The sequence below is a fragment of the Pseudomonas luteola NBRC 103146 genome (assembly GCF_002091675.1).
Taxonomy (GTDB): domain Bacteria; phylum Pseudomonadota; class Gammaproteobacteria; order Pseudomonadales; family Pseudomonadaceae; genus Chryseomonas; species Chryseomonas luteola.
In genome coordinates this window covers 64,840-86,195 of sequence record NZ_BDAE01000014.1, presented here as the reverse complement: position 1 = coordinate 86,195, position 21,356 = coordinate 64,840, and the positions used below count along the sequence as shown (strand labels likewise).

Sequence of the window (21,356 nt, the reverse complement as noted above, 5' to 3'; positions counted from 1 at the left end):
CAGTCGATAGAGTGACACCATGAAACAACGCACCGTTCAGGACGAAGGCAATACCACGTGGACCTGTGTAGAGGCTTTCTCGGGAGGAAGCCAGAAAACGGCCAAAGCGGCCAAGAGTCTTACCAAAGATGCCGAAGGCAACGTTACCGTGGTATGTACGCCTAGTGGTGGTGAGCAGTCAGTACGCGTGAGCTTGCCTGAAGCATGGATTGACAAGACGTCTGACCAAGCCCTGCTGGACGCCATTCAATCCGCCAAGGGTTAGTCCTGCCCTATCTTCCTCCAGAAATCGATTGAACTTAGCCTGGAACGCCTGCTTCGAAAGAGCTTCGATGGCAGGCTGATCTAGAGCGTACTTGTTTGCAGCATCGCTATCTCATCATCTGGATGGCTGCAATCCCTGGCGTTAAACCGAACCCAGCCACGTCCTATGCTGCCTTGAGCCATCGATCATTTACTTTGTCAAAGGACGAATCGTTATGGCTAAGATCACCATTGCCCAGCAGTTGGCTACCACACTGGAGCAGGCAGGCGTACAGCGTATCTGGGGCGTCACCGGAGACAGTCTGAATGGCCTGAACGATGCCTTGCGCAAGATGGAAACCGTCGACTGGATGCATGTACGCCACGAGGAAACCGCAGCCTTTGCGGCCGGGGCGGAAGCAGCAGCTACGGGCAAGCTGGCGGTATGTGCAGGCAGTTGTGGGCCAGGCAACCTGCACCTGATCAACGGACTTTATGATTGCCACCGAAACCACGTACCGGTCCTGGCAATCGCTGCGCACATTCCCTCATCGGAAATTGGTCTTTCCTACTTTCAGGAAACCCATCCTCAGGAGCTTTTCAAGGAATGCAGTCATTTCGTTGAGCTCGTCAGTAACCCGGCACAAATGCCCGAAGTCCTGCATCGTGCCATGCGGGCCGCCATCCTCCAGCGCGGCGTTGCGGTCATCGTGATTCCCGGCGATGTGGCGCTGCTGGAAGTGGACGTCGGGAAGACCGCCTGGCCGGTTCTCAATCCGCCTCGCCTGATGCCTTCGGAGCAGGATATCAACAGACTCGCCACCTTGCTCGCGGATAGCAAAGCCGTGACATTGATGTGCGGTAGCGGCTGTGCGGGCTACCACGACGAAGTCGTTGCGCTGGCCGATACGCTCGGTGCACCTGTCGTTCATGCGTTACGGGGTAAAGAGCATGTCGAATGGGATAATCCGTTCGATGTTGGCATGACGGGCCTGATCGGCTTCAGTTCCGGCTACCATGCGATGCTCAATTGTGACACGCTGATTTTGCTCGGTACTGATTTTCCCTATCGTCAGTTCTACCCAACCAATGCCAGGATTGTACAGGTCGACATCAACCCTCAGGCATTAGGCCGCCGAACCGCCCTGGACTTGGGAATCACCGCCGATGTAGGCGAAACCATTCGTGAGCTTTTGCCACGACTGGAGCATCGTACCGATCGGCACTTCCTCGAGGATTCGCTCAAGCACTACGCCAAGGCCCGTGAGGGACTGGATGATCTGGCCAAACCCTCCCAACCCGGTCGACCTATTCATCCGCAGTATCTGACCCGGGTCCTGAGTGAGCTGGCGGATGAGGATGCCATTTTCACGGCAGACGTCGGAACCCCAACGGTATGGGCTGCCCGATATCTGAAAATGAACGGCAAACGCCGCCTGATCGGCTCGTTCAATCATGGCTCCATGGCCAATGCCATGCCTCAGGCGATAGGGGCTCAGGCAGCTTATCCCACGCGCCAGGTTATCTCGATGTCCGGTGACGGTGGTTTCGCCATGCTCATGGGTGATTTCATCTCGCTGGCCCAACTGGGTCTACCGGTCAAAGTGGTGGTTTATGACAATGCCACATTGGGCTTTGTCGCCATGGAAATGAAAGCCAGCGGTTATCTGGATACTGGTACCCAGTTGCAGAACCCGGATTTTGCTGCGACGGCCAATGCGATGGGCGTCAAGGGAATTCGTGTCGACAGTGCCGAACAGCTGGAGCCTGCCTTACGGGAGGCCCTGGCCCATGACGGCCCGGTACTGGTCGATGTCGTGACGGCTACACAGGAGCTTGCCATGCCGCCCGCCATCAAGCTCGAGCAGGCCAAAGGCTTCAGCCTTTATCTGTTGCGGGCGGTTATGAATGGCCGTGGCGATGAAGTCCTGGAGCTGGCACGTACCAATCTGTTGCGCTAACGCTGCTGTGCAAAAAAGTTCACCACGCACACCGCGTGGTGAACTTGAATGTTTCAAAAGATGAGCAAGAACTCAGATCCAATAATGTAAAGGCATTTGGATTGCTCATTGCCGCTGCGCTCCCTATGATCCGCGCCTTTATGAGCCACGCGTGATCGCCGGCAGATTTTACTCTGCGGCCCGGCCTATTGACTCTCGTCAGTTCTGAGCCCCGGCAAACTCGGCATGCTCTTCCTTATTTACTGACGGCTACTCCTATGACGACCTTGAACCCAACCGACGCACTCAAACTGATTCTAGAAAAACACGGCCTGACCGGTGCTGTATATGATGGCTGGGTAGCGCCCAACAATCAGCTCCCGGCCATACGTGCCCGCTGGTATCCCGGCGAAGGCAGCGGGCGCCTGGATATTCATGTGATGGTCGAAGAGGGCGTGCTGGTCGAAGAGATTTTTGCAGGTATCGGTGAGGGTGATGAGGGGCTGGCAAATGCCTTCGAAAACTTTATCGCCAACTCATTGCATGTCTTGTTGGCAGCGTTCTGGGAAGTCGATGCAGCCGAACACGTTTCGGTTGAAAACTGGCTGATCAATGAGCGTCGCTACCGGGCCTATGTAGGCAACCTCGGAATCCGCGCCGCCAAAGGAAGCACCAGCGAGCTGCCGGAGAATCTGGTGCCGTCGATTCATACCACCATTCAAAACATGCCGTTGAAAGGCAACACCCACTGGTTTCGTACGTTCTTCTGCAACTACAACCAGGAGCACCGCTTTGAGGCACTCAGTGACAATATTCATTGGGAAGAAGGTGCTTCGAACCTGCAGGCGCTTCCGTGGAGCCGTGACGACGGCTACTTCAGCGTACGCAATTTCGTGGTGCTGCGGGCAGTCTAACTCAACAGCCTAGCGCCAGAGCGGTTTATCCCATGAACCGCTTTGGCGCTATCGGCAGTATCGGTGAATCATACCTGTAAGCCATCAAGGATCTCGCTAAGTGATCATCAACGGTGCTTCCCTTGATCAGGTGCCAGTAACTCTCTAGCTAGCTTGGCAAAATGGCGATCCGTTTGCGAAATCCTTTCGTATAGCGATACGCAGAGGGTTCATTTGCCCTTTCGAAAGGCGGTTATGCCAAAATTCCCGGATCGCTATCTCAACGAGGCCTGGTACGCGCGACCAACGCCTGGACGGTATTGTTTTTGAGACAATACCTGGATTATCAGGACCGCAACATGCTTGAACCGAACGAATGGATAACCCACTACGGCTACCTGGCCGTCATGGTCGGGCCGCTTATCGAAGGCGACGGCTTGGCCATATTGGCAGGTGTGGCTGCCCGCCATGGTTATCTGAATTTTTTCCTGACCATTCTGATGACGGCCATTGGCGCAATGATCAGTGATCAGTTCCTCTTCTTCATCGGAAGGCGATATGGCGATCCCGTCCTGAAGAAGTTTCACCGTCATCAGCACCGAATCGAGCGAGCACGCCAACTGATTCAGCGCTATCCATCGCTATGGGTGATCGGGACGCGGTTTGCGTATGGCTTCAGAACCATTGGCCCAATCATCATCGGCACCAGCGGCATCCCTGCCAGACGCTTCGTACCACTGAATATCGTTGGCGCCTTTCTCTGGGCAACCATCATGGTCAGTATTGGCTACGGTGTGGGAGAGTTCGTGCAACGGCTTTTTGCAACCCAGCCACATGCCGGACTATGGCTGGCAGGAATAGCCGCCACCTTACTGGCTATCGTTGCCGCAATCTGGTTCTTCCGTCGGCGTCGCCACGCCTGATCCTGTCACCCAGCCTTGGCAAGAGGCTGGGTAATTCGTTTTACGGTTTATCCAATACGTTTTTCAGAAACGCCAATACATCCTCTGTGGCTTGCCGTGTGGCATCGGCATTGGGCCCTACATGGGGATCATGCGCGACGCAGGCGTCGGTATAGCGGAACGGCTCCCCCGTTTCCTGATTGATCAGCGCGCCCTGCTCACCCTCAACAATCTGGCATGCCCGTACCGTCTGACTGCCTTGTGCTACACGTACAGGCTGAGAGGCAGGACTGTCGAAACCATGGTGGGCCTCAGGATAGCGAAACACCTTTACATCGGCGCCTGCCTTGGCCAGGCGATCCAGGTAAGGAGTGCACCGGGACAAGGGATCGTAGTCATCTGTCTCGCCATGAAAGACCCGAATGGGTTTGTTTACCACCTTGTCTTCATCCTTGAAGGAAATGGAGCAGTCAGGATAGAAGGCAATATAGGCCGCGAAGCGGGCGTCTCCCGCCATCCATTCCTTCTGGAAGCGAGCAAGGCTGGCATAAAGCGACGCCTGGCCACCTCGAGAGAAGCCCATCAATACGATACGGGAGGCATCGATACGAGGCTGACTGGCCAACAGCGCCAAGGCTCGGTATTCATCCAGAATGAAATTGAGCCGTCCCAGCTGAGCTTGGTCCTTACCGGTACTGATCAGCTCGCGGCCGGTGAATCCATCGAGCACAAACGTGGCGATTCCCTGCTGGTTAAGGGTGCGCTGCCAATAGGCAATGTTATCGCCAATACCACCGGAGCCATGTTGGAGAATGACCGCCGGAAACGGTCCCTCCCCAGCTGGCAGGCTCAATCCGGCAGTTAAGGTGACAGGCCTGCCTGACTGCCCGGTAAGGAACTGGGTATCACTCAGGGTCTGGGAGGCATAGGCATAAAACTCCTGGCGCGCGGGAATATCCGAGTGCTCCTGGGCCTGGGCAACTGCCACCAGACTTCCAAGTACCGCCAGGGTGGCAAGGGCGGAACGTTTCATTCTTGTTGTCTCGCTTATGGCTATGGCTTGTACCTGACCATAGCAAAACAACCCGGTAGGTTTATACCCTGCTCTGCCTTACGGTCCGAGCAGCCTGACTGATCAGTCAGTAACCGAGACCGTCAATTTTCATGTGACGCAGATCGCTCTGATACCAACGTGCCTTCAGGCATGTTTCAGGCATCAAAGCTCAATGGCATCGAAAGCCATCTTCCTTGCACAACGGCACATAAAGGTGTTCGGTTCGCCATGCTTTTCTTCTGAGCGGATCAGCCGAAATGTGTATGCTTGCTGCGGAAGTCATCGAGCCCAGAAAAATAAATGAGCCCCTTATGATCGACAGGCCTTCCCAAAAGCCAAAACGTCTAGCTGAAGAACTGGTTGCCCGTTTGTCGCAGTACATTCGCGATGGGATTTTCAAGCGGGGAGAAAAATTGCCTTCGGAACTGGAAATTTCCAGTAGCGAAGGATTCAGTCGCAGCGTGGTGCGAGAGGCGCTGCTGCGTCTGCAAGCGGCGGGTCTGGTCGAAACACGCCGCAGTGTCGGCACCTTTATTGTTGATATGCCGCCCCCGCCTACTCTGCAATTGGGACCGGAAACGATTTCCACGCTGCAGGATGTGTTGAGCCTGCTGGAGCTACGCATGAGTCTGGAAGTCGAGGCGGCTGGGCTGGCAGCGCAGAATCGTAGCCCGCAGGAGCTCAAGGAGATCGAGCTGGCCCTGCTTTCCATGAAAGACAGTGGCCCGAAAACAGGCATTGCCATCCATGCGGACTCACAGTTTCATCTGCGCATTGCCAAGGCATCCGGCAACGCCTATATGTTCGACATCATGAAGCATCTGGGTACAAAGCTCATTCCACGTACCAAGATGAATTCGGCCTATGCCGCTCAGAAGGATCGCGTCGCGTATCTTGATCTGGTGTATCGCGAACATGAAAAGATCTATAGCGCCATTGCGCTGCAGAGCCCTGATTCGGCACGGGCGGCCATGTACCTGCATTTAAGCAACAGTCGTGTACGCCTCTATCAGGCTCACGAGGCTCGCCATACACTTTACGAGTAAGGGCGCTCATGCCCAGCCACTGGCCGGGCATGACATGTCAATCAGGTAAACAACGTGTCGGGCAGCGTTGCCAGATACACGGCGGGCTTGCCTTCGAAATCGGAGCTGAATAACACCTTGCGATTATCCGGCGTGAACGATGGATGTGGATGGGTCACCTGTCTGTCGCCATCCAGTACCCGCCAGGAGCTATTGTGCGCAGCCAGGCGCGCAGTTTGCTGGCGTTTCACGTCGAAGACATAAAGCCAGGGGTCGTTCTCGATTGTATACCCCTGAGTGTCCTTTACATCGACAGGCGTACCGGAACCGTCACCTACCAGCATCGTGCCGTCTTCATTGCTCATCAGGTGCGAGCAGGCCGGCATCTCCATCAGCATCTCATTGGTTTCGGTGTCGGGATCAAATCGCCAGATCTGCCGCGCCTGCTGGCCCTTTGGATAGATGACATAGATCATGGCGGAGCCATCCGGCACCCAGAACTCGTGGGTACAACTCTCCCCCGGCTTCTGCTCCCGCACCTTGCGTACATTGGAGCCGTCCTCATCGACCAGCCACATCCGGGCATCCACCATGTCATGAGGACCTTCATGGCAGAACGCAACAGTATGATCGTGATAGGGGCGATAAATGGGATGCCCGAGCCAGATCGTGTTTTCGTGAACGACACGAGCCTCTCCTGTGCCCAAATCGACGCGAATCAGTCGGCAATGGGGGTTACTGGTAAAGAATGTCCGGAACACTTCCCAGTCGGTCAGCGGCGTCCAGTCCGAGCGGGCGATCTCGATTCCAACTAGGCTTGTGCAGGCACTGTTCGCTACCCATGTACCATACCCAACCCAATCACCGGCTACCTGATAGACCGTTGTTTCCTCCAGCGTTGCCAACTCCACACGGCGTAACTGACGCTCGTTTTTCACATAATAGAGATAACGGTCATCTTGAGATAAAAAGCCGCCAAAAGTATTATCACCAGCGCCTTCCGTTAGCTGTACCGCCTGTTTTTTCTGAATATCGAGTAGATAATAATTACGGTTATTATCAAACTCGGCTGCAAATAACAGCTTGGCACCATCATTGGTAAAACATTTCTGATAAAAATAGTTTCGGTGACACACTGTATCGGTGGGTGTAAGGCGTGTTACTTCAGCACCAGTACCTTCATCACTATACGTATGGTAATCCAGTTCAATATGGGAACCCTTTGCCATAACACACCTCTGTTGTTTTCAATGACGTTCTATTGGACTGTTTATAAGTTGCTCAACAATATGGATTCGCCCTCTTCGCTATCGATAACGAAGTCTTAGTTCTGAGCGTTAAACACTTATTATCTGCTTATGTTCTACTACTGCCTGCCCAATGTCGCAGTGCTAATCCTGATATCAGTACCGTTCCTACAATAGCGGCATGCAACCAGCGCCCCTGGGGAGCCTCAGCCAATAGAAGAAGTGGAAGTAAAAGCAGCCCCATACCTGTTACCAGGGCGCCTAGCCTCCTGGCTTGGGAAGGATCGACGCAGGCAATCTCATCGGGCTGCAGGGGACGATACATATTGCGAAAGAATAGCGTGAGCTGTTGCCGCCTCTCGGTGTTACGGGTAGGGCTATACCAGACGCGGGTCCCGATAAAAAAACCACCCGTGAAAACCACATGCGCCAGAACCGTCACCCCAAACTTCAGATCGCTCGCCTCACGTTCGGTGAGCGTATACGCACCCAACCACGCAGGAAGCGCCACGGGGTTGAAGCCAATATAAAAGATCAGCGATACCGCTGCGCCGACCAGCACCGTACTCCAACCCGCCCAATCCGGGGTCTGTCGTACGACCACAGCCAACAGAGCAGGAATGGAAAGGGGCAGAAGAAACAGGGAGCTGACCATCATTGCCAGCTCGAAGAACCCTATGCCTTCCTGCTCGGCCATCCACCACGCTGTCAGGGTGGCCAGGGCGCCATTGAGCAGCGTCACCCAGCGACCCATGGCAAGCAAGTGGGCCTACCCATGGGCAGGACGCTGATAAACATTACGAATAAAGATCCCCGCATTGCGATTGAGCGCAGTGCTCATGGGAGCAATGGTCGCAGCCACCATCGCGGCTAATGTAAGCCCGACCGTACCGGCTGGCATTGCCTGTTGAACAAAGTAGAGATAGGCCGCGTTTCCTGCCTGCTCGCCCAGTTGAGGGTACTGCCCCACAAGATCTGCACCTTGCGTGGCGGCTACCCACGGCGGAATAAACCATAGGACAGGGCCGACCACAAAAAGAACCCCGGCCAGAAAGGCTGCCCGCCGAGCCTCATGCTCGTTTCGAGTAACCAGAAAGCGATAGCAGGTAATCGCGTTGTTGGTCGACAGCACCTGCTGCATCAGGATCATGGCAATCCAGAACAACAGGATCTGCCACAAACTCATGTCGTGCCCCTGCCAAAAATCCACGGGAAAGCGCTCGACGATATTGCCTGGCCCACCGCCTGTGTATAGCGCAAAGCAGCCGGTTACCAGGGTAATTGCCAAGATCAGAACCAGCTGGATGACGTTGGTTGCGTTGACTGTCCAGGCACCGCCACTGGCGGAAATGAAGGTAATGACCGTACCGGTGATGAGCAGGGTCGGTACCATGCCAAAGCCGGTCATCGACGCGAGGATATAGGCCAATCCATTAAGCCAGATGGCGGCCGTGAGGGTTGAGAGCGGGAACTGCAACCAGGTAAAGAGTTGCTCGGTCGGCTTGCCAAAACGCAGGGCAATCACCTGCATCGAGGTTTCAACCCGAAGCTTGCGGTAACGTGCCGCAAAGAACAGACAGGCGATGAAAAATCCCAGAGCATTGCCCCAGAACAGGACCAGAACGGGAAAGCCATCGGTAAAGGCCTTTCCTGCGGCGCCGGTAAACGTCCAAGCGCTGAACTGCGTCATAAAGGCAGTCGCTCCGGCCATCCACCAGGGCATGGAACCACCGCCATTGATGAACTGACTGCTGCTCTGTGCGTAACGACGAAAGCACCAGGCTGCCCATACGATGAACAGCAGATACAGAGCAATAACGGTGATATCCAGAGCATTCATCTAGACAATCCAGTTGCAAGGATCAGCACTGCTTACATTTCGGCCCACCAAGCGGAATAGTCTTTTTATGGCGGGCGAATGCCTTGTCAGAAGAGTAAGCAGGCACCGGCACTGAGTACCAGTGCCATAGCGGTTACATGGCTGTCTTGGGCGTTGGTGCGAATTCTGGCGTAATCTGCATCCTCCTGCAGAGTGCATTGTTACCCCAGCACTCTTCGTAAGGATGTCCTACCAGATCTTCAATCACCGCACGGGCATCAGGCTTGATGTCCAGAGGGTTGCCACCTGCCTTCACACGAGCCACTTCATCCAGGACAACTTTGTGCGTCTGACGATTCAGACGCATCTGCGTGCTATAGACGATTGCGATCAAGGCAAGACTGACAACACCGATACAGAACACCAGGGCGATGGCCGTTACAGCCGTTTCCGGCTGGGTCTGAGCCTTGGACTGGAACCCGTAGTAGCTCAGGATAGCCCCCATAATGAAGACAATGATGGAGCGGACGATCTTGCCGCAGAATGTCATCGAACCTGCATAGATGCCCTCGCGACGACGGCCGGTATAGATTTCGTCCACATCCGCCAGGAAGGTATAGACCGTCCACGGGATGTAATACACACCACCCGTGCCGATACCGAAAATAACGGTGATAGTGAAGATCGCAATGGTGGCGACATGGGTTGGCAGGTCAAAGAAGTGCAACAGGCTGTAGCAGCCAACGGCAAACATTACGACGGACAAGGCAAGAATGTACGGCTTGCTGAAGCCCCACTTTACACAAAACGCTATGAAAAGTGCGGTGGAGAACAGCTGCATGATCGAACTCAAGCTGTTGAGTCCTGCAACGATAGTTGGGTCGTACTGCAAAACAAAGATCACGAAGTACGTGAATACCGTAGCAAACAGCCACTCTGCGCCAAATCCAAACAGATACATGCCAAGGTGCTTACGGAAAATCCTCAGCGCAAAGGTCGAGTACGTGTCCTGCACCAGTGACAGCAGCGTACGGCCCAATGACTGCTTGGCCTTGCGGATCTGGGTTTCTTCGCTACTGCGTTCCCATGTCGAGAAATACAGACAGGCCACTGCACCCATGAGAATCGCGCCGTAGGTTAATCCAGTCAGGAAAAACGGCTCAGCGGAGTTCTTTCCATAGATCAGGATGTATTGGCCGGGGATGAAGGCGGCCAGAAAGTTGGCAATCTTTCCGAAGATAGCCTTATAACCTGTCAGCTTCGAACGAACAGCGAAGTCGTCCGTCATCTCGGTCGCCAGGGTTTCATAGGGGACCATGATAGACGTATAGATCAGCTCAAAAATTACATATGTGCTGAGGTAATACCAAAAGCCGAATCCCTCCACCCAAAGTAGTGGGTAGAACACCATCAGCGGTACGCCAATCAACAGGAAAAAGCGGCGACGTCCAAAACGCCTGCCCAGCCAGGTATTACCGAAGTTATCGGTGAGATAACCCATCAAAGGATTACTGATTGCATCGATAACGGTTGCAATGGAAAAGATCAGTGACGCTTGGATCATCGATAGACCACAGAACGTCGTATAAAAATACAATAACCAGGCGCCGCTGATAGCAAGTGCTCCGCTACCCAGTAAGTTACCTCCTCCATACGCCAATTGATGCCTTAGCGTGATTTTCCGCCCTACGTGGTGCCCAGCAGTATCGCTTCTCATATTATTCACCGAATAAAAGAGAACATGACTTCGTTGTTCTGAAATGATGTTCTTGTTGTTTCAGAAGCACGAATGAAGGCAACGTCAATGAGTTACTTGAGATGCAAACCCGTGGGTCTGTATTTCAAATCATCTTCATTGCAACTTCACGATTATTTATTTTGCGTTTTATAGCGATTACTTTTTAAAAGCTGTAATGCACCCCTACACGTAAGCGCATTTGGCGATCACTATCAGTAGAGTTAACTTTTACATCACCTACTTCGAAGAACGGTTGCCAGCGTTTATCTAATTTATATTTAAAAGCCAATGCCTGTTCATAATCATTTTTCTTACCGTTATAACGGGTATAGTCGGCCTTGAAATAAACCAAGTTATATTCATATGACCATTTCCCGCCCGGGGCATAGCCCAGCCAGCCATCGAAGCGATGGACGTGCTGGTCACGCTTGGCTCTATCAGGCACGGAGTTGTCGACCTGATTGCGATCCAGCTTGCGGGCCTCGTAGCGGTAGCGTCCGCTGATTGTCCACTGATTGTTTACCTTGTAACCCAGGCGCGCGCCGGTTCGATAAGTCGTTGCGTTTTCCACTGCAACCAAACTTATAAAGGGTGCAATCGTCCATTGAGGAGTGAGGGAGTACCGATAATCAGCCGTAAATTCGTGACCATCCCCTACGGTGTTATCAAACGCGACGTCCTTACGGCTGCCTCCAGTCTTGTACTTCAGTTCCCCTTCGAAACCGAGTCCATTGTCCAGACGTATACCGATCAGAACGCGATCAGAGTGAAGTTTGGAGTCTTCTAAATACTGGTGCCGATAGTTGATATAACCCGAATCGGCAGCCTGAGCATTGCCTGCCAAAACGGTGATTCCCAGAGAGGTCGCAACAGCTAGCGTCTTTATTGTTATCTTCATGATCTTATTCTTGTTAATAACGTACAGAGAGATTGAATAGGCTTAAGCGGTAACAGCCCGGCATTCAGGGGTGTACGGCTCCCGATCTATTCGGCGGCACGATTGGTTCAGATGGTTAACACGCGAACGGCAAGCCAGGCCTGCCAGCGGCGCTTAGGCAGGACTTTTGGCCCGGCCGCGCCGACCATTACATCGGCCGGTCATCGCCAGAGGTAATGGCAGAGCAACAAGAGAACAGGAGCGGAAAGCCTGTAGCCGGTTGATACGGCAGGGTATCGAGGCGATGCACGAGGAGGACTGAGCATGAATGTGCGCTGTACCAGCCAGCCCCAGGTTATACAGTTCCGGTACTCGCCTGGAGATACGGGCCAGGCACTCGAAGAAGACATGCGAGAGGCGAAAGGTGTTCAGGTTCATAGCTCAGTCCTTTTTTATAATTGTTCAAGACCTGCCTGGGCATGATTAGCCCAGGCACAACCGTGGATCAGTGCTGGCTCACGATATGGGCTTCGATATAGGCAAAGTTGATGTCCTCACCCAGGCCAGGACGGTCAGGCAGGTGGACGTAACCGTCCTTGTCCATGGGGTCGACGATACTGTTGAGATAGGCAGGTACGTCGTCATACTCCAAGAACGGATGCAATAGCCCGCGCTCGTACCAGGAGCAGTTCTTGATTCCACCCACGACAGCCAGATTGGGTGCACCATTACCATGAACTTCACAATCCAATCCGAACGCCTCAGCCAGGTGAGCGACTTTGACGCATGGGCCAATACCGCCTACGCCAGCTACCCCGGCGCGTAGAATGTCACAGGACTTTCCACTCACCCACCCCGCGCGGCTGTGATACTTGCCGCCCAGGCTTTCAGGCCCCAATACAGGAATGGTGAGGTTTTCAGCCAGCCAGGCATACGACTCTGCGGACTCCTCCATCATAGGCTCTTCAAACCAGGCAAAACCCAGCTTTTCGATTTCGCGTCCGATGTAGAGGGCATCAGTACGGTTGTACCAGTGGTAGCCATCAAGCATCAGGGCAATATCCGGGCCTACTGCCTCACGTACGGCGGCACAGGCTTTTACGTCCATCTTGGCATCGGGTGCGAAGGAAATGGGCGGCATCCAGGTATGCAGCTTGATACCCTTGTAACCACGGGCTACGAGCTTTTCGGCAAAACGCGCATATTCGTCAGGTGTTGACAGGCCATCAGGCAAATCATCGCCACACATGGTAGAACCATAGGCCAAGACCTTGTCTCGGTAGCCACCCAACAGCTTGTAGACTGGGACCTGGAACTTGCGGCCAGCCCAATCCCAGAGCGCTTGCTCCACCAGGGCCAGGCTGCGGTCGGTAAGTTGACCTGCACTTCCCCGCTGCCAATGCGCCAGATCCTGCCAGAGTCGTTCACGATTAAGCGCGTTCTGTCCAACCAGTACCTTGCGTACAAAATTGTCAATGATGTATGGGCGAAGCAGTTCCGGAGCGCCAAAGGCATAACCTTCGCAACCGTCCTCCGTGGTGATCTTCAACAATGCCATACGGGCCTGGACTTCATCTCCCGGATGGGAATGCCCTGCGCTATCGACAGCACGGCGAGTGGGATAGGAAAACACATCGACACTGACACGGGAGATATTCATAAGAGGAAGGCTGTCCATGACTATTGTTCTTTTTGGAGCAATTTCCGGTATGTCGTCATACCACGTGACACAGTATTTTTCTTGAGCGCTATTTTGTCAAGGAGGCTACAGCTTCCAGCTTGAGACTTTAATAGAATTGAAAAATTACGCCAAATAGGCTCTAAAAGGCTAATCCTGGCGGATATGTAACCTCAGTAAGCTTATAAGCAGATCAAGTAATTTATTTTTTCAAATCTGAAAAGGTGATGACTGACCGGTCAGCGTCTCCTGCAGAAGACAACATGGTCGTCTTACCACGCGAGGATAGGAAGCCTAGGTGTTGATTGCAGGCTGGTACAGGAGGGAGGACAGAACGAGCAGAGCAATACCGGACGACCTGCACGTGTCGATGATAATGTCCTGCCGACTTCCTGCCAGACATTAAACTTTAGTCTTATTGACCGGAACTTTAAGGTGTGACTTTCCGTCGCGGCTTTTTCGCGATATTCTACTGGACACGTTTCACTGAGCGCCCAGATAAACCTCTCATGATGTATCCGCTACACCCAACGCAATGTAGTGACATTTTCGAGTGGATGTCCTGCCACCTCTTGATCCGGACCTTGAATTTTTTTGGCTGTACGCGTGTTTCATGTCGAATCGACCCGACCTTTCATTCGACCTGATGCGTTACAGATTCAAAAAAAAGTGTGCCTTGCCCACTCAAGCAAATGTGTAGATGGCCGATAAGACAGCGCTATCTGATTTCATTTGCTTGTATGCCTAACTAGAGAAAATCTGCATGAAAAAGCGTGTTCTCGCTGCTCTGTGCTCCAGCATGTTCGCGATGTCCGGACACAGCTGGGCCGACGATAATGCCCCTGTCGATGTTGTACTGATCGGCGGCGGTATCATGAGCGCTACCCTGGCTACCTACCTGGAAGAGCTTGAGCCCACCTGGACGATCAACATGTACGAGCGTCTGGACAAGGTAGCCGAAGAAAGTTCCAACGGCTGGAACAATGCCGGAACGGGCCATTCTGCCTTCGCGGAAATGAACTATACGCCCGAACTCAAGGACGGCACCATCGATGTCACCAAGCCTCCGAAGATTACTGAAGGCTTTGAGATTTCCCGTCAGTTCTGGTCTTTCCAGGTCAAGAACGGTGTATTGAAGAACCCCAGATCGTTCATCAATACCACGCCGCACATGAGCTTTGTCTGGGGTGACGACAACGTCAACTACCTGCACAAGCGTTATGAAACCATGCAGAAAAACGCGCTGTATGCGGGCATGCAGTACTCGGAAGACCACAGCCAGATCAAGCAGTGGGCACCGCTGATCATGGAAGGTCGTGACCCTGCGCAGAAAGTGGCAGCGACCTGGATGCCAGCAGGGACTGACGTAAACTTTGGTGAAATCACTCGCCAGCTGGTAGGTTCGCTGGAAAATCATTCGCAGTTCAAGCTTTCAGTGAACAGCGAAGTGCGCGATATCAAGCGCAACCCCGATAACACCTGGAAAGTAACCGTTGCAGACCTGGCCAATGGCGGCAAGGAAACCTCAGTGAACACCCGCTTCGTCTTCATTGGTGCAGGCGGCGCTTCTCTGATGCTGCTGCAGAAAACAGGTATTCCTGAAGCCAATGGCTATGCTGGTTTCCCGGTTGGAGGCCAGTTCCTGGTAACTGAAAATCAGGAAATCGCCAAACGTCACGGGGTAAAAGCCTACGGCCTGGCATCTGTGGGCGCGCCGCCCATGTCCGTGCCGCACATTGATAGCCGTACGCTGGATGGCAAGCGCGTTATTCTGTTCGGACCGTTCGCAACCTTCTCGACCAAGTTTCTGAAGAACGGCTCGCTGATGGACCTCATGCATTCCATGACCAGCAACAACACCTGGCCCATGATGCAGGTGGGAATGGACAACTTCGATCTGGTCAAATACCTGGTTGGTCAGTTGATGCAGTCTGATGAAGACCGCTTCGCTGCGCTGAAGGACTACTACCCGAACGCTCGCAAGGAAGACTGGAAGCTCTGGACCGCCGGCCAGCGCGTACAGATCATCAAGAAAGATGCGAACGGCAATGGCATATTGCAGTTTGGTACCGAAGTGGTTTCCGCACAGGACGGTTCCGTTGCTGCGCTGCTGGGTGCCTCGCCAGGTGCTTCGACTGCTGCGCCCATCATGCTTCATCTGATGGAAAAAGTATTCAAGGATAAGGTTGCGACGCCAGAATGGCAGAGCAAGCTTAAGGAAATCATTCCGTCCTACGGTCAGTCGCTGGATAACAATGCTCCGCTGATCAAGGAAGTCCGCAGCTACACAGCTGGTGTACTCCAGCTTAAAGATGCTACCGCTACCCAGCAGGCAGCGTCTGAAAACAAGGCTGAAGAAAATCAGCCGACTGAGGCAAAAACGGCTGCGCTTTAAACAGCTCGTTTACCTTGGTTAAGACGGCACCTTCGGGTGCCGTTTTTTATGTCCGTCAGCAAGCGTCTTCATGGCGCATTCCGCCTAGCGTTAGGGCCATCAACCATAGCCCAGACTGAATAGTACAATCCGCGCAAAAAGAATGAGTCCCAGCCAGGAAGCAATGAACTCGATATCGTCTTCGCTCATCTTGAAAACCTTACTTGAAGCCTTTAACGAGATGCAGATACAAGCTTGGTAAGACGAAAGATGAATGAGTTCGCCTGCGAACGGGCTTTTAGGCTGAAAGGGCGTTGTAGAGCGTCTATATCAGACTACTGGTACAGGATCAGATACTTGTAACGCGACTGAAGCGGTAAATAGTCGTGAAGCAGATTAACAGTATCGCGTTCTCCCACATAGCCGACGTCTGCCCAACTTTTCACGCGCATCCCAAAGTCAGTCGTGCGGGTACAGGCATCGAGGATTAAGCGCTCTCAACGCTGAACGGACAAGCCATTGTCCCAGTAGGGTGGCTGACCGACGTGATGAAACAGGAAATCCAGAAAAACCTTCACCTTGGCTGAGCGCATGCGGTTCTCCGGATAGATCACATGCACCGCATAGGTTTCGAGATCCTCTGACGCTTCCCAGTCCGTCAACACTGCCACCAGTGCACCGCTGCTTAGCGCCTGATGCACGAGCCATGTCGGGAACAGTACGATCCCCTCCCCAAGCACCGCCGCCTCAAGCAGGCATTCGGCATTATTGCTTCTAAAGCTACCTTTGGCCTGATAGGCCTGAAAGGGTGTCTGGCTTGTAGAGCGGAAATACCACTGACGCACACCGCGCATTCCCTTGTAGACCAAGCAGTTGTGATGCTCAAGCGCCCCGGGACTTTGCGGTATACCCTGCCGTTCCAGATACACCGGCGCAGCACACACCACGAACCGTTGCTCTCCTAAACTGCGCGCCACCAGGCTGGAATTTTCCAGGCGTCCTACTCGGAAAGTAATGTCAGCCCCTTCCTGCACAGGATCAATAAACGCATCCGTTAATGTCAGCTCGACGTCTATTTTTGGATATCGCTTTTGAAACTCTACCAGCAATGGAACCAGATGCAGACGCCCCAGCGCGACGGCAGCATTGAGCCGAAGTGTTCCCTGTGGCTCTGAAGTGTCTCCACCAATCTGCTCCGCCGCCATATCCAGCTGAAGCAGGGCGTCCCGAACATGCTGGTAATAGCGCTCCCCTGCCTCGGTCAATCGGACTGCCCGAGTGTGGCGATACAAGAGCCGCTGCCCCAACGTCGCCTCCAACGCAGAGATATGGCGCGAAACGGATGAGGCAGGCAAATTGAACTCTGCACCTGCCTGCGTAAAGCTCTTGACCGACGCGACCCTGACGAACAGCCGCAAGGCCAGCATGGAAGGCGAGTTGCTCATAAAACAATAGTTATTTGTCTGAAAGCCGATTGTTCCAATTATGACAACTTACTAGCGTAGCGCATTGTTTTTTCTTGAGGATGAACATGCAACACGCTCTGATTCTGTTAGTTGTGCTGATTGCCGGCATGGGTCTGTCGATGGAGGCGGGCCTGTTAGGGCCGCTGGGAGGGGAAATAGGTCACTTCTCCGCTACCTTGTCGATTTTTCTCGTTGGCGCCGCACTGCTCACATTTGCGCTGATTTTTGCGCGCCCGAAAATGGCCCAATTATTCAGTCAGCCACGCTGGCTGCTGGTGGGCGGCATTCTGGGTCCTATCTATGTCGTCGTACTGACCATTGCCACGCCGCTGATTGGTGTCGGGATGACCATGGTGGGCATCCTGTGCGGCCAGGTAGGAGCCAGTCTGGTTATCGATCATTTTGGTCTGCTAGGCAGCACACGCCGTCCCGTCGACCGGTATCGCGTAATGGCGTTCCTATTGATCTTGGTCGCTCTCTGGCTGATTCACTGAGGTATATCCTATGCTCCAGTTTCTGGTTCTTTTTGCCGTATTGGGTAGTGGCGCCGTACTCAGTGCCCAGTCCTCTATCAACGGCCGGCTTGGCGCGCAGGTAGGCGTGCTGGAAAGCGCCTGGCTGACTTTTACCAGCGGTGCCCTGCTTACATTTTTGCTGGTGTTTTTCTTCGAACCCCCTCATCCCATGACACTTTTCACTGCTCCAAAATGGCAGCTGATCGGTGCGCTGTTTGGCGTTGTGTACATGCTCGCGATGGTGTTTTCCATCCCTCGCGTTGGCACCGCTGCCGCTACGGTAGCCGTCATTACTGGTCAGCTGCTGATGAGTCTTCTCATCGATCACTTTGCTTGGCTGGGGAATGCCGAGCGACCCTTGGATGTGTCTCGACTGGTTGCTATCGCACTGCTGTTTGGCGCTCTGGCGCTGATCTACCAGAGTAATCGGATACAGGAATGTTCGCCTCAGGCTGATCCCGTGGAGGAGCGTACCTGACAAACTGGCAGGAGGTGTCTTGAGTGATGCCTTCTGCCATCCGCTCCTCCTTCCCTAGAGTTATAGGGATGCTTGTTCGTTGGGTAAGCGCCTAGGGCAGGCTTCTCTCTTTCCTCATCATGGACGATAACCGCACGTTTTTGTATCTCAGCACACTATCTCCTTCTCGACAGAGAAATTCGCGTTCCATCAATAATCTTTTGATCTTCCAGGTTTTTTTCCGACCTCTTTTGATGATGCTGTCATTGGTAAGTCGATTCCCCCAGGCAATAGATAAAAAGCACCTTCTAGGCGGATTGACTGTATTAACCAGTTAGTACACTTTGTTATTCAGCGTGTCCAAACATCATAAGAACAACACGGAGTGCTCTGGATGACCTGCTCTCTTCTCATCCTCAACGGCCCAAACCTTAACCTGCTGGGAACCCGTGAACCACAGATCTATGGTTACGAGACCCTCAACGATGTCGCTCAGCTTTGTCATGAAGCAGCCGACACGCTCGGCCTACAGATCGATTTCCGCCAAACCAACCACGAAGGTGAGCTGATCGACTGGATTCACCAGGCGCGAACCGCCCATGCTGGAATCATCATCAATCCCGCGGCCTGGACTCATACCTCCGTTGCGATCCGAGATGCCCTGACAGCGGTAGCGCTGCCCGTGGTGGAAGTCCATCTCTCCAACGTTCATCAGCGCGAAGCCTTCAGGCATCACTCCTTTGTCTCACCCATTGCCGTAGGGGTCCTATGCGGCTTTGGTGTGGCGGGCTATCGCATGGCCATCGAGTACTTCGCTCACGTCTTCACGAACAAGAAGTGACCATTATGTCCACTCTATTTTCTCCTTCTGTCCTGGCCGGTCTGATTGGCTCAGGTATTCAATCCTCCCGTACGCCTTCCATGCATGAGCATGAGGGTGATGCGCAAGGCATTCGTTACCTCTATCGGCTGATCGACCTTGATGCGCTTGGCCTTGAGGCGTCCGCTCTGCCTGAACTACTCACAGCAGCCGAGCGCATGGGATTCACAGGTCTGAATGTCACCTTTCCCTGCAAGCAGGCCATTATCCCACTGCTGGATGAGCTTTCAGAGGAGGCCTTGGGTATTGGCGCCGTCAATACCGTAGTGTTCAAAGCGGGCAAGCGGATAGGTCATAACACCGATTGTCTCGGGTTTGCGGAAGGATTTCGCCGTGGGCTGCCAAACGTCTCACGCGAGCGCGTTGTGCAGATGGGCGCTGGCGGTGCCGGGGCAGCCGTTGCTCATGCCTTACTCCGCGAGGGGGTAGCTGAATTGACGGTCTTTGATGTCGATAAGGACAAAGCCCACGCGCTCGTCGACAACCTCAAGGCTATTTTCGGTCTTGATCGTGCATGCGTGGGAACAGACCTGACCGCCGCCATGCAGGCGACTCAAGGGCTGGTCAACACGACACCGGTGGGTATGGCCAAGCTGCCAGGCATGCCGCTACCGGCCGAACTGCTCAGGCCCGAGGTGTGGGTAGCTGAGATCATTTATTTTCCACTGGAAACTGAACTGCTCAAGCACGCCCGCGAGATCGGTTGCCAGACGCTGGACGGTAGCCGCATGGCGGTCTTCCAGGCTGCGAAGGCGTTTGAGCTCTTTACCGGGCAGCACGCTGATTCCCAGAGAATGCAGGCGCATTTCGCCAGCCTGGGTGACTGACAAGCCTTCTATTTCGTGCCAAGCGACACAGGACAATAACAATGCATGCCGATAGTAAACTAGGCCAGATAGTGCAGGCCCCTTCTCACGCTGGAACCACATCCCAAAAGCCAACCCGGGCACGCTTCGTGATTCTTGCCCTGCTAGCGGTCGGAACCATGATCAATTACCTGGACCGGACCATTCTGGGTATCTCGGCGCCGGTCATGACCCAAGAGCTTGGGATTGATGCGGCGGTCATGGGTCTGATCTTCTCTGCTTTTTCCTGGACGTATGTGCTGGCTCAGGTACCCGGTGGCGTGTTTCTCGATCGGTTCGGATCGAAATTCACCTATTTTGCCTCGATCACCTCCTGGTCGTTCGCTACGCTGCTGCACGGATTTGCTTCAGGCTTCTATACCCTGCTGGGATTGCGCCTGATGCTGGGGTTTGCCGAAGCACCGTGCTTTCCCACCAACAGCCGAGTGGTCAGTACCTGGTTCCCTCAGCAAGAGCGTGCCCGCGCCACGAGTATTTATACCGTGGGTGAATACATCGGCTTGGCCTTTCTCAGTCCGGTACTGTTCATGATTCTCGCGCACTTTGGCTGGCGCGCGCTGTTCATGATCATCGGAGCCATTGGCATCGCCTTCGGCCTGCTCTGGTGGAAGCGCTACCGTGAGCCCCATGAAGACCCTGCCATGAATCAGGCGGAGCGGGAGCACATCCAGGCTGGCGGTGGCTTGTCAGCCCCCTCGCAGGAACGCGTTCCCTTTACGTGGAGCAATGTCAGCCAGTTGCTCAAGTACCGGCAGATCTGGGGAGCGTGCATCGGTCAGTTTGCCGGTAACGCCACCCTGGTTTTCTTTCTGACCTGGTTCCCCACCTATCTGGCCACCGAGCGCCATATGGGTTGGGTAAAGATGGGGTTCTTTGCGGTACTGCCGTTCATTGCCGCAGCCGTAGGTGTGATGTTTGGTGGCTGGTTGTCCGACTGGATCATCAAACGCACCGGTAACGCCAGCGTAGGTCGCAAGCTACCCATCATCAGCGGGCTATTGCTGGCTTCTACCATCATCGCGGCGAACTATGTCGACAATGACACCCTAGTCATCGCTATTCTCTCCATCGCCTTCTTTGGACAAGGCATGGTGGGCCTGGGGTGGGCAGTCATTTCTGACATCGCGCCCAAGAGGTTCATGGGCCTTACCGGCGGCATCTTCAATCTGGCGGCCAATCTGGCCGGCATCATTACGCCGCTGGTGGTCGGCTTTATCGTAGCCACCACGGGTTCGTTTGTGGGAGCACTGCTGTTTATCGGTGTTCTTGCCCTAATCGGTGCGTTTTCGTACATCTTCATTTTAGGAGAGGTGAAGCGTATAGAACTTTAAAAGGCCCGGCGCAGGGACGCGCGGAGCCTGGCTGTCGTTTTTTCTCGTGAT

At 53.9% G+C, this 21,356-nt stretch carries 20 protein-coding genes; 11 read left to right on the top strand and 9 right to left on the bottom strand.

What is annotated here, in order from left to right; all coding sequences use genetic code 11:
* Positions 1–19: 19 nt before the first annotated feature.
* The 4 genes from PLU01S_RS15640 (at position 20) to PLU01S_RS15625 (ending at position 3,999) form a co-directional block, all read left to right on the top strand.
* Positions 20–265 carry a hypothetical protein gene (locus PLU01S_RS15640; protein WP_010798935.1) on the top strand — a complete coding sequence of 82 codons (246 nt, stop codon included), beginning with the start codon at positions 20–22 and terminating at the stop codon, positions 263–265.
* Between the two features lie 214 nt (positions 266–479).
* The gene (gene poxB, locus PLU01S_RS15635; protein ID WP_074828353.1) at positions 480–2,204 is read left to right on the top strand and encodes a ubiquinone-dependent pyruvate dehydrogenase; all 1,725 of its coding nucleotides are present in this window, start codon (positions 480–482) and stop codon (positions 2,202–2,204) included.
* 257 nt (positions 2,205–2,461) lie between these two features.
* Positions 2,462–3,097, top strand: coding sequence for a DUF6348 family protein (locus PLU01S_RS15630; protein ID WP_010798933.1), 636 nt, complete (start codon positions 2,462–2,464; stop codon positions 3,095–3,097).
* 338 nt (positions 3,098–3,435) lie between these two features.
* The gene (locus tag PLU01S_RS15625; RefSeq protein ID WP_019364552.1) at positions 3,436–3,999 is read left to right on the top strand and encodes a DedA family protein; all 564 of its coding nucleotides are present in this window, start codon (positions 3,436–3,438) and stop codon (positions 3,997–3,999) included.
* A gap of 40 nt (positions 4,000–4,039) precedes the next feature.
* Here PLU01S_RS15625 and PLU01S_RS15620 read toward each other — a convergent pair whose 3' ends face one another.
* A complete protein-coding gene (locus PLU01S_RS15620; protein WP_074828355.1) occupies positions 4,040–5,011 on the bottom strand; it encodes a dienelactone hydrolase family protein in 972 nt (323 codons plus the stop codon).
* A gap of 332 nt (positions 5,012–5,343) precedes the next feature.
* Here PLU01S_RS15620 and PLU01S_RS15615 point away from each other — a divergent pair, with 332 nt between their 5' ends.
* Positions 5,344–6,078: a FadR/GntR family transcriptional regulator gene (locus tag PLU01S_RS15615; protein WP_074828358.1), complete on the top strand. Its 735-nt coding sequence runs from the start codon at positions 5,344–5,346 to the stop codon at positions 6,076–6,078.
* A gap of 41 nt (positions 6,079–6,119) precedes the next feature.
* Here PLU01S_RS15615 and PLU01S_RS15610 read toward each other — a convergent pair whose 3' ends face one another.
* The 7 genes from PLU01S_RS15610 to PLU01S_RS15585 form a co-directional block, all read right to left on the bottom strand.
* Entirely contained in the window at positions 6,120–7,286 is a 1,167-nt protein-coding gene (locus PLU01S_RS15610; RefSeq protein ID WP_074828362.1) for an oligogalacturonate lyase family protein, read from the bottom strand.
* A 127-nt stretch (positions 7,287–7,413) separates the two neighbouring features.
* Positions 7,414–8,058 (bottom strand): hypothetical protein, encoded by a 645-nt coding sequence (locus tag PLU01S_RS25415; protein ID WP_139208874.1) that lies wholly within the window; start codon positions 8,056–8,058, stop codon positions 7,414–7,416.
* Positions 8,059–8,073: 15 nt separating this feature from the next.
* Positions 8,074–9,144: a sodium:solute symporter family transporter gene (locus tag PLU01S_RS25410; protein WP_139208876.1), complete on the bottom strand. Its 1,071-nt coding sequence runs from the start codon at positions 9,142–9,144 to the stop codon at positions 8,074–8,076.
* 133 nt (positions 9,145–9,277) lie between these two features.
* The gene (locus tag PLU01S_RS15600; protein WP_074828365.1) at positions 9,278–10,840 is read right to left on the bottom strand and encodes an MFS transporter; all 1,563 of its coding nucleotides are present in this window, start codon (positions 10,838–10,840) and stop codon (positions 9,278–9,280) included.
* Positions 10,841–11,024: 184 nt separating this feature from the next.
* Positions 11,025–11,759 (bottom strand): oligogalacturonate-specific porin KdgM family protein, encoded by a 735-nt coding sequence (locus PLU01S_RS15595; protein ID WP_019364558.1) that lies wholly within the window; start codon positions 11,757–11,759, stop codon positions 11,025–11,027.
* 153 nt (positions 11,760–11,912) lie between these two features.
* On the bottom strand, positions 11,913–12,176 hold the full coding sequence (locus tag PLU01S_RS15590) for a hypothetical protein (protein ID WP_074828370.1): 264 nt from the start codon (positions 12,174–12,176) through the stop codon (positions 11,913–11,915).
* Between the two features lie 67 nt (positions 12,177–12,243).
* Complete coding sequence (locus PLU01S_RS15585) at positions 12,244–13,398, bottom strand: mandelate racemase family protein (protein ID WP_074828580.1); 1,155 nt, start codon at positions 13,396–13,398, stop codon at positions 12,244–12,246.
* Between the two features lie 781 nt (positions 13,399–14,179).
* Here PLU01S_RS15585 and mqo point away from each other — a divergent pair.
* On the top strand, positions 14,180–15,811 hold the full coding sequence (gene mqo, locus PLU01S_RS15580) for a malate dehydrogenase (quinone) (protein WP_074828373.1): 1,632 nt from the start codon (positions 14,180–14,182) through the stop codon (positions 15,809–15,811).
* Positions 15,812–16,287: 476 nt separating this feature from the next.
* Here the strand turns inward: mqo and PLU01S_RS15575 are convergent, their stop codons facing one another.
* Entirely contained in the window at positions 16,288–17,235 is a 948-nt protein-coding gene (locus PLU01S_RS15575; protein WP_074828375.1) for a LysR family transcriptional regulator, read from the bottom strand.
* Between the two features lie 86 nt (positions 17,236–17,321).
* Between PLU01S_RS15575 and PLU01S_RS15570 the strand changes: the two genes are divergently transcribed.
* The 5 genes from PLU01S_RS15570 (at position 17,322) to PLU01S_RS15550 (ending at position 21,305) form a co-directional block, all read left to right on the top strand.
* A complete protein-coding gene (locus PLU01S_RS15570; protein WP_074828379.1) occupies positions 17,322–17,750 on the top strand; it encodes a DMT family transporter in 429 nt (142 codons plus the stop codon).
* A gap of 10 nt (positions 17,751–17,760) precedes the next feature.
* Positions 17,761–18,249 (top strand): DMT family transporter, encoded by a 489-nt coding sequence (locus PLU01S_RS15565; RefSeq protein ID WP_074828382.1) that lies wholly within the window; start codon positions 17,761–17,763, stop codon positions 18,247–18,249.
* A 373-nt stretch (positions 18,250–18,622) separates the two neighbouring features.
* A complete protein-coding gene (aroQ, locus tag PLU01S_RS15560; RefSeq protein WP_010798918.1) occupies positions 18,623–19,069 on the top strand; it encodes a type II 3-dehydroquinate dehydratase in 447 nt (148 codons plus the stop codon).
* Positions 19,070–19,074: 5 nt separating this feature from the next.
* Entirely contained in the window at positions 19,075–19,935 is an 861-nt protein-coding gene (locus tag PLU01S_RS15555) for a shikimate dehydrogenase (RefSeq protein WP_074828386.1), read from the top strand.
* Between the two features lie 41 nt (positions 19,936–19,976).
* A complete protein-coding gene (locus PLU01S_RS15550) occupies positions 19,977–21,305 on the top strand; it encodes an MFS transporter (protein ID WP_074828388.1) in 1,329 nt (442 codons plus the stop codon).
* Positions 21,306–21,356 lie beyond the last annotated feature (51 nt).

What these genes read in the sequence shown, in the direction of transcription:
- mqo (WP_074828373.1), top strand. Translation starts at nt 14,180, where the DNA reads ATGAAAAAGCGTGTTCTCGCTGCTCTGTGCTCCAGCATGTTCGCGATG.
- aroQ (WP_010798918.1), top strand. Translation starts at nt 18,623, where the DNA reads ATGACCTGCTCTCTTCTCATCCTCAACGGCCCAAACCTTAACCTGCTG.
- PLU01S_RS15550 (WP_074828388.1), top strand. Translation starts at nt 19,977, where the DNA reads ATGCATGCCGATAGTAAACTAGGCCAGATAGTGCAGGCCCCTTCTCAC.
- PLU01S_RS15630 (WP_010798933.1), top strand. Translation starts at nt 2,462, where the DNA reads ATGACGACCTTGAACCCAACCGACGCACTCAAACTGATTCTAGAAAAA.
- PLU01S_RS15640 (WP_010798935.1), top strand. Translation starts at nt 20, where the DNA reads ATGAAACAACGCACCGTTCAGGACGAAGGCAATACCACGTGGACCTGT.
- PLU01S_RS15555 (WP_074828386.1), top strand. Translation starts at nt 19,075, where the DNA reads ATGTCCACTCTATTTTCTCCTTCTGTCCTGGCCGGTCTGATTGGCTCA.
- PLU01S_RS25415 (WP_139208874.1), bottom strand. Translation starts at nt 8,058, where the DNA reads ATGGGTCGCTGGGTGACGCTGCTCAATGGCGCCCTGGCCACCCTGACA.
- PLU01S_RS15595 (WP_019364558.1), bottom strand. Translation starts at nt 11,759, where the DNA reads ATGAAGATAACAATAAAGACGCTAGCTGTTGCGACCTCTCTGGGAATC.
- PLU01S_RS15565 (WP_074828382.1), top strand. Translation starts at nt 17,761, where the DNA reads ATGCTCCAGTTTCTGGTTCTTTTTGCCGTATTGGGTAGTGGCGCCGTA.
- PLU01S_RS15570 (WP_074828379.1), top strand. Translation starts at nt 17,322, where the DNA reads ATGCAACACGCTCTGATTCTGTTAGTTGTGCTGATTGCCGGCATGGGT.
- PLU01S_RS15620 (WP_074828355.1), bottom strand. Translation starts at nt 5,011, where the DNA reads ATGAAACGTTCCGCCCTTGCCACCCTGGCGGTACTTGGAAGTCTGGTG.
- PLU01S_RS15575 (WP_074828375.1), bottom strand. Translation starts at nt 17,235, where the DNA reads ATGAGCAACTCGCCTTCCATGCTGGCCTTGCGGCTGTTCGTCAGGGTC.
- PLU01S_RS25410 (WP_139208876.1), bottom strand. Translation starts at nt 9,144, where the DNA reads ATGAATGCTCTGGATATCACCGTTATTGCTCTGTATCTGCTGTTCATC.
- PLU01S_RS15625 (WP_019364552.1), top strand. Translation starts at nt 3,436, where the DNA reads ATGCTTGAACCGAACGAATGGATAACCCACTACGGCTACCTGGCCGTC.
- PLU01S_RS15600 (WP_074828365.1), bottom strand. Translation starts at nt 10,840, where the DNA reads ATGAGAAGCGATACTGCTGGGCACCACGTAGGGCGGAAAATCACGCTA.
- PLU01S_RS15610 (WP_074828362.1), bottom strand. Translation starts at nt 7,286, where the DNA reads ATGGCAAAGGGTTCCCATATTGAACTGGATTACCATACGTATAGTGAT.
- PLU01S_RS15590 (WP_074828370.1), bottom strand. Translation starts at nt 12,176, where the DNA reads ATGAACCTGAACACCTTTCGCCTCTCGCATGTCTTCTTCGAGTGCCTG.
- PLU01S_RS15615 (WP_074828358.1), top strand. Translation starts at nt 5,344, where the DNA reads ATGATCGACAGGCCTTCCCAAAAGCCAAAACGTCTAGCTGAAGAACTG.
- PLU01S_RS15585 (WP_074828580.1), bottom strand. Translation starts at nt 13,398, where the DNA reads ATGAATATCTCCCGTGTCAGTGTCGATGTGTTTTCCTATCCCACTCGC.
- poxB (WP_074828353.1), top strand. Translation starts at nt 480, where the DNA reads ATGGCTAAGATCACCATTGCCCAGCAGTTGGCTACCACACTGGAGCAG.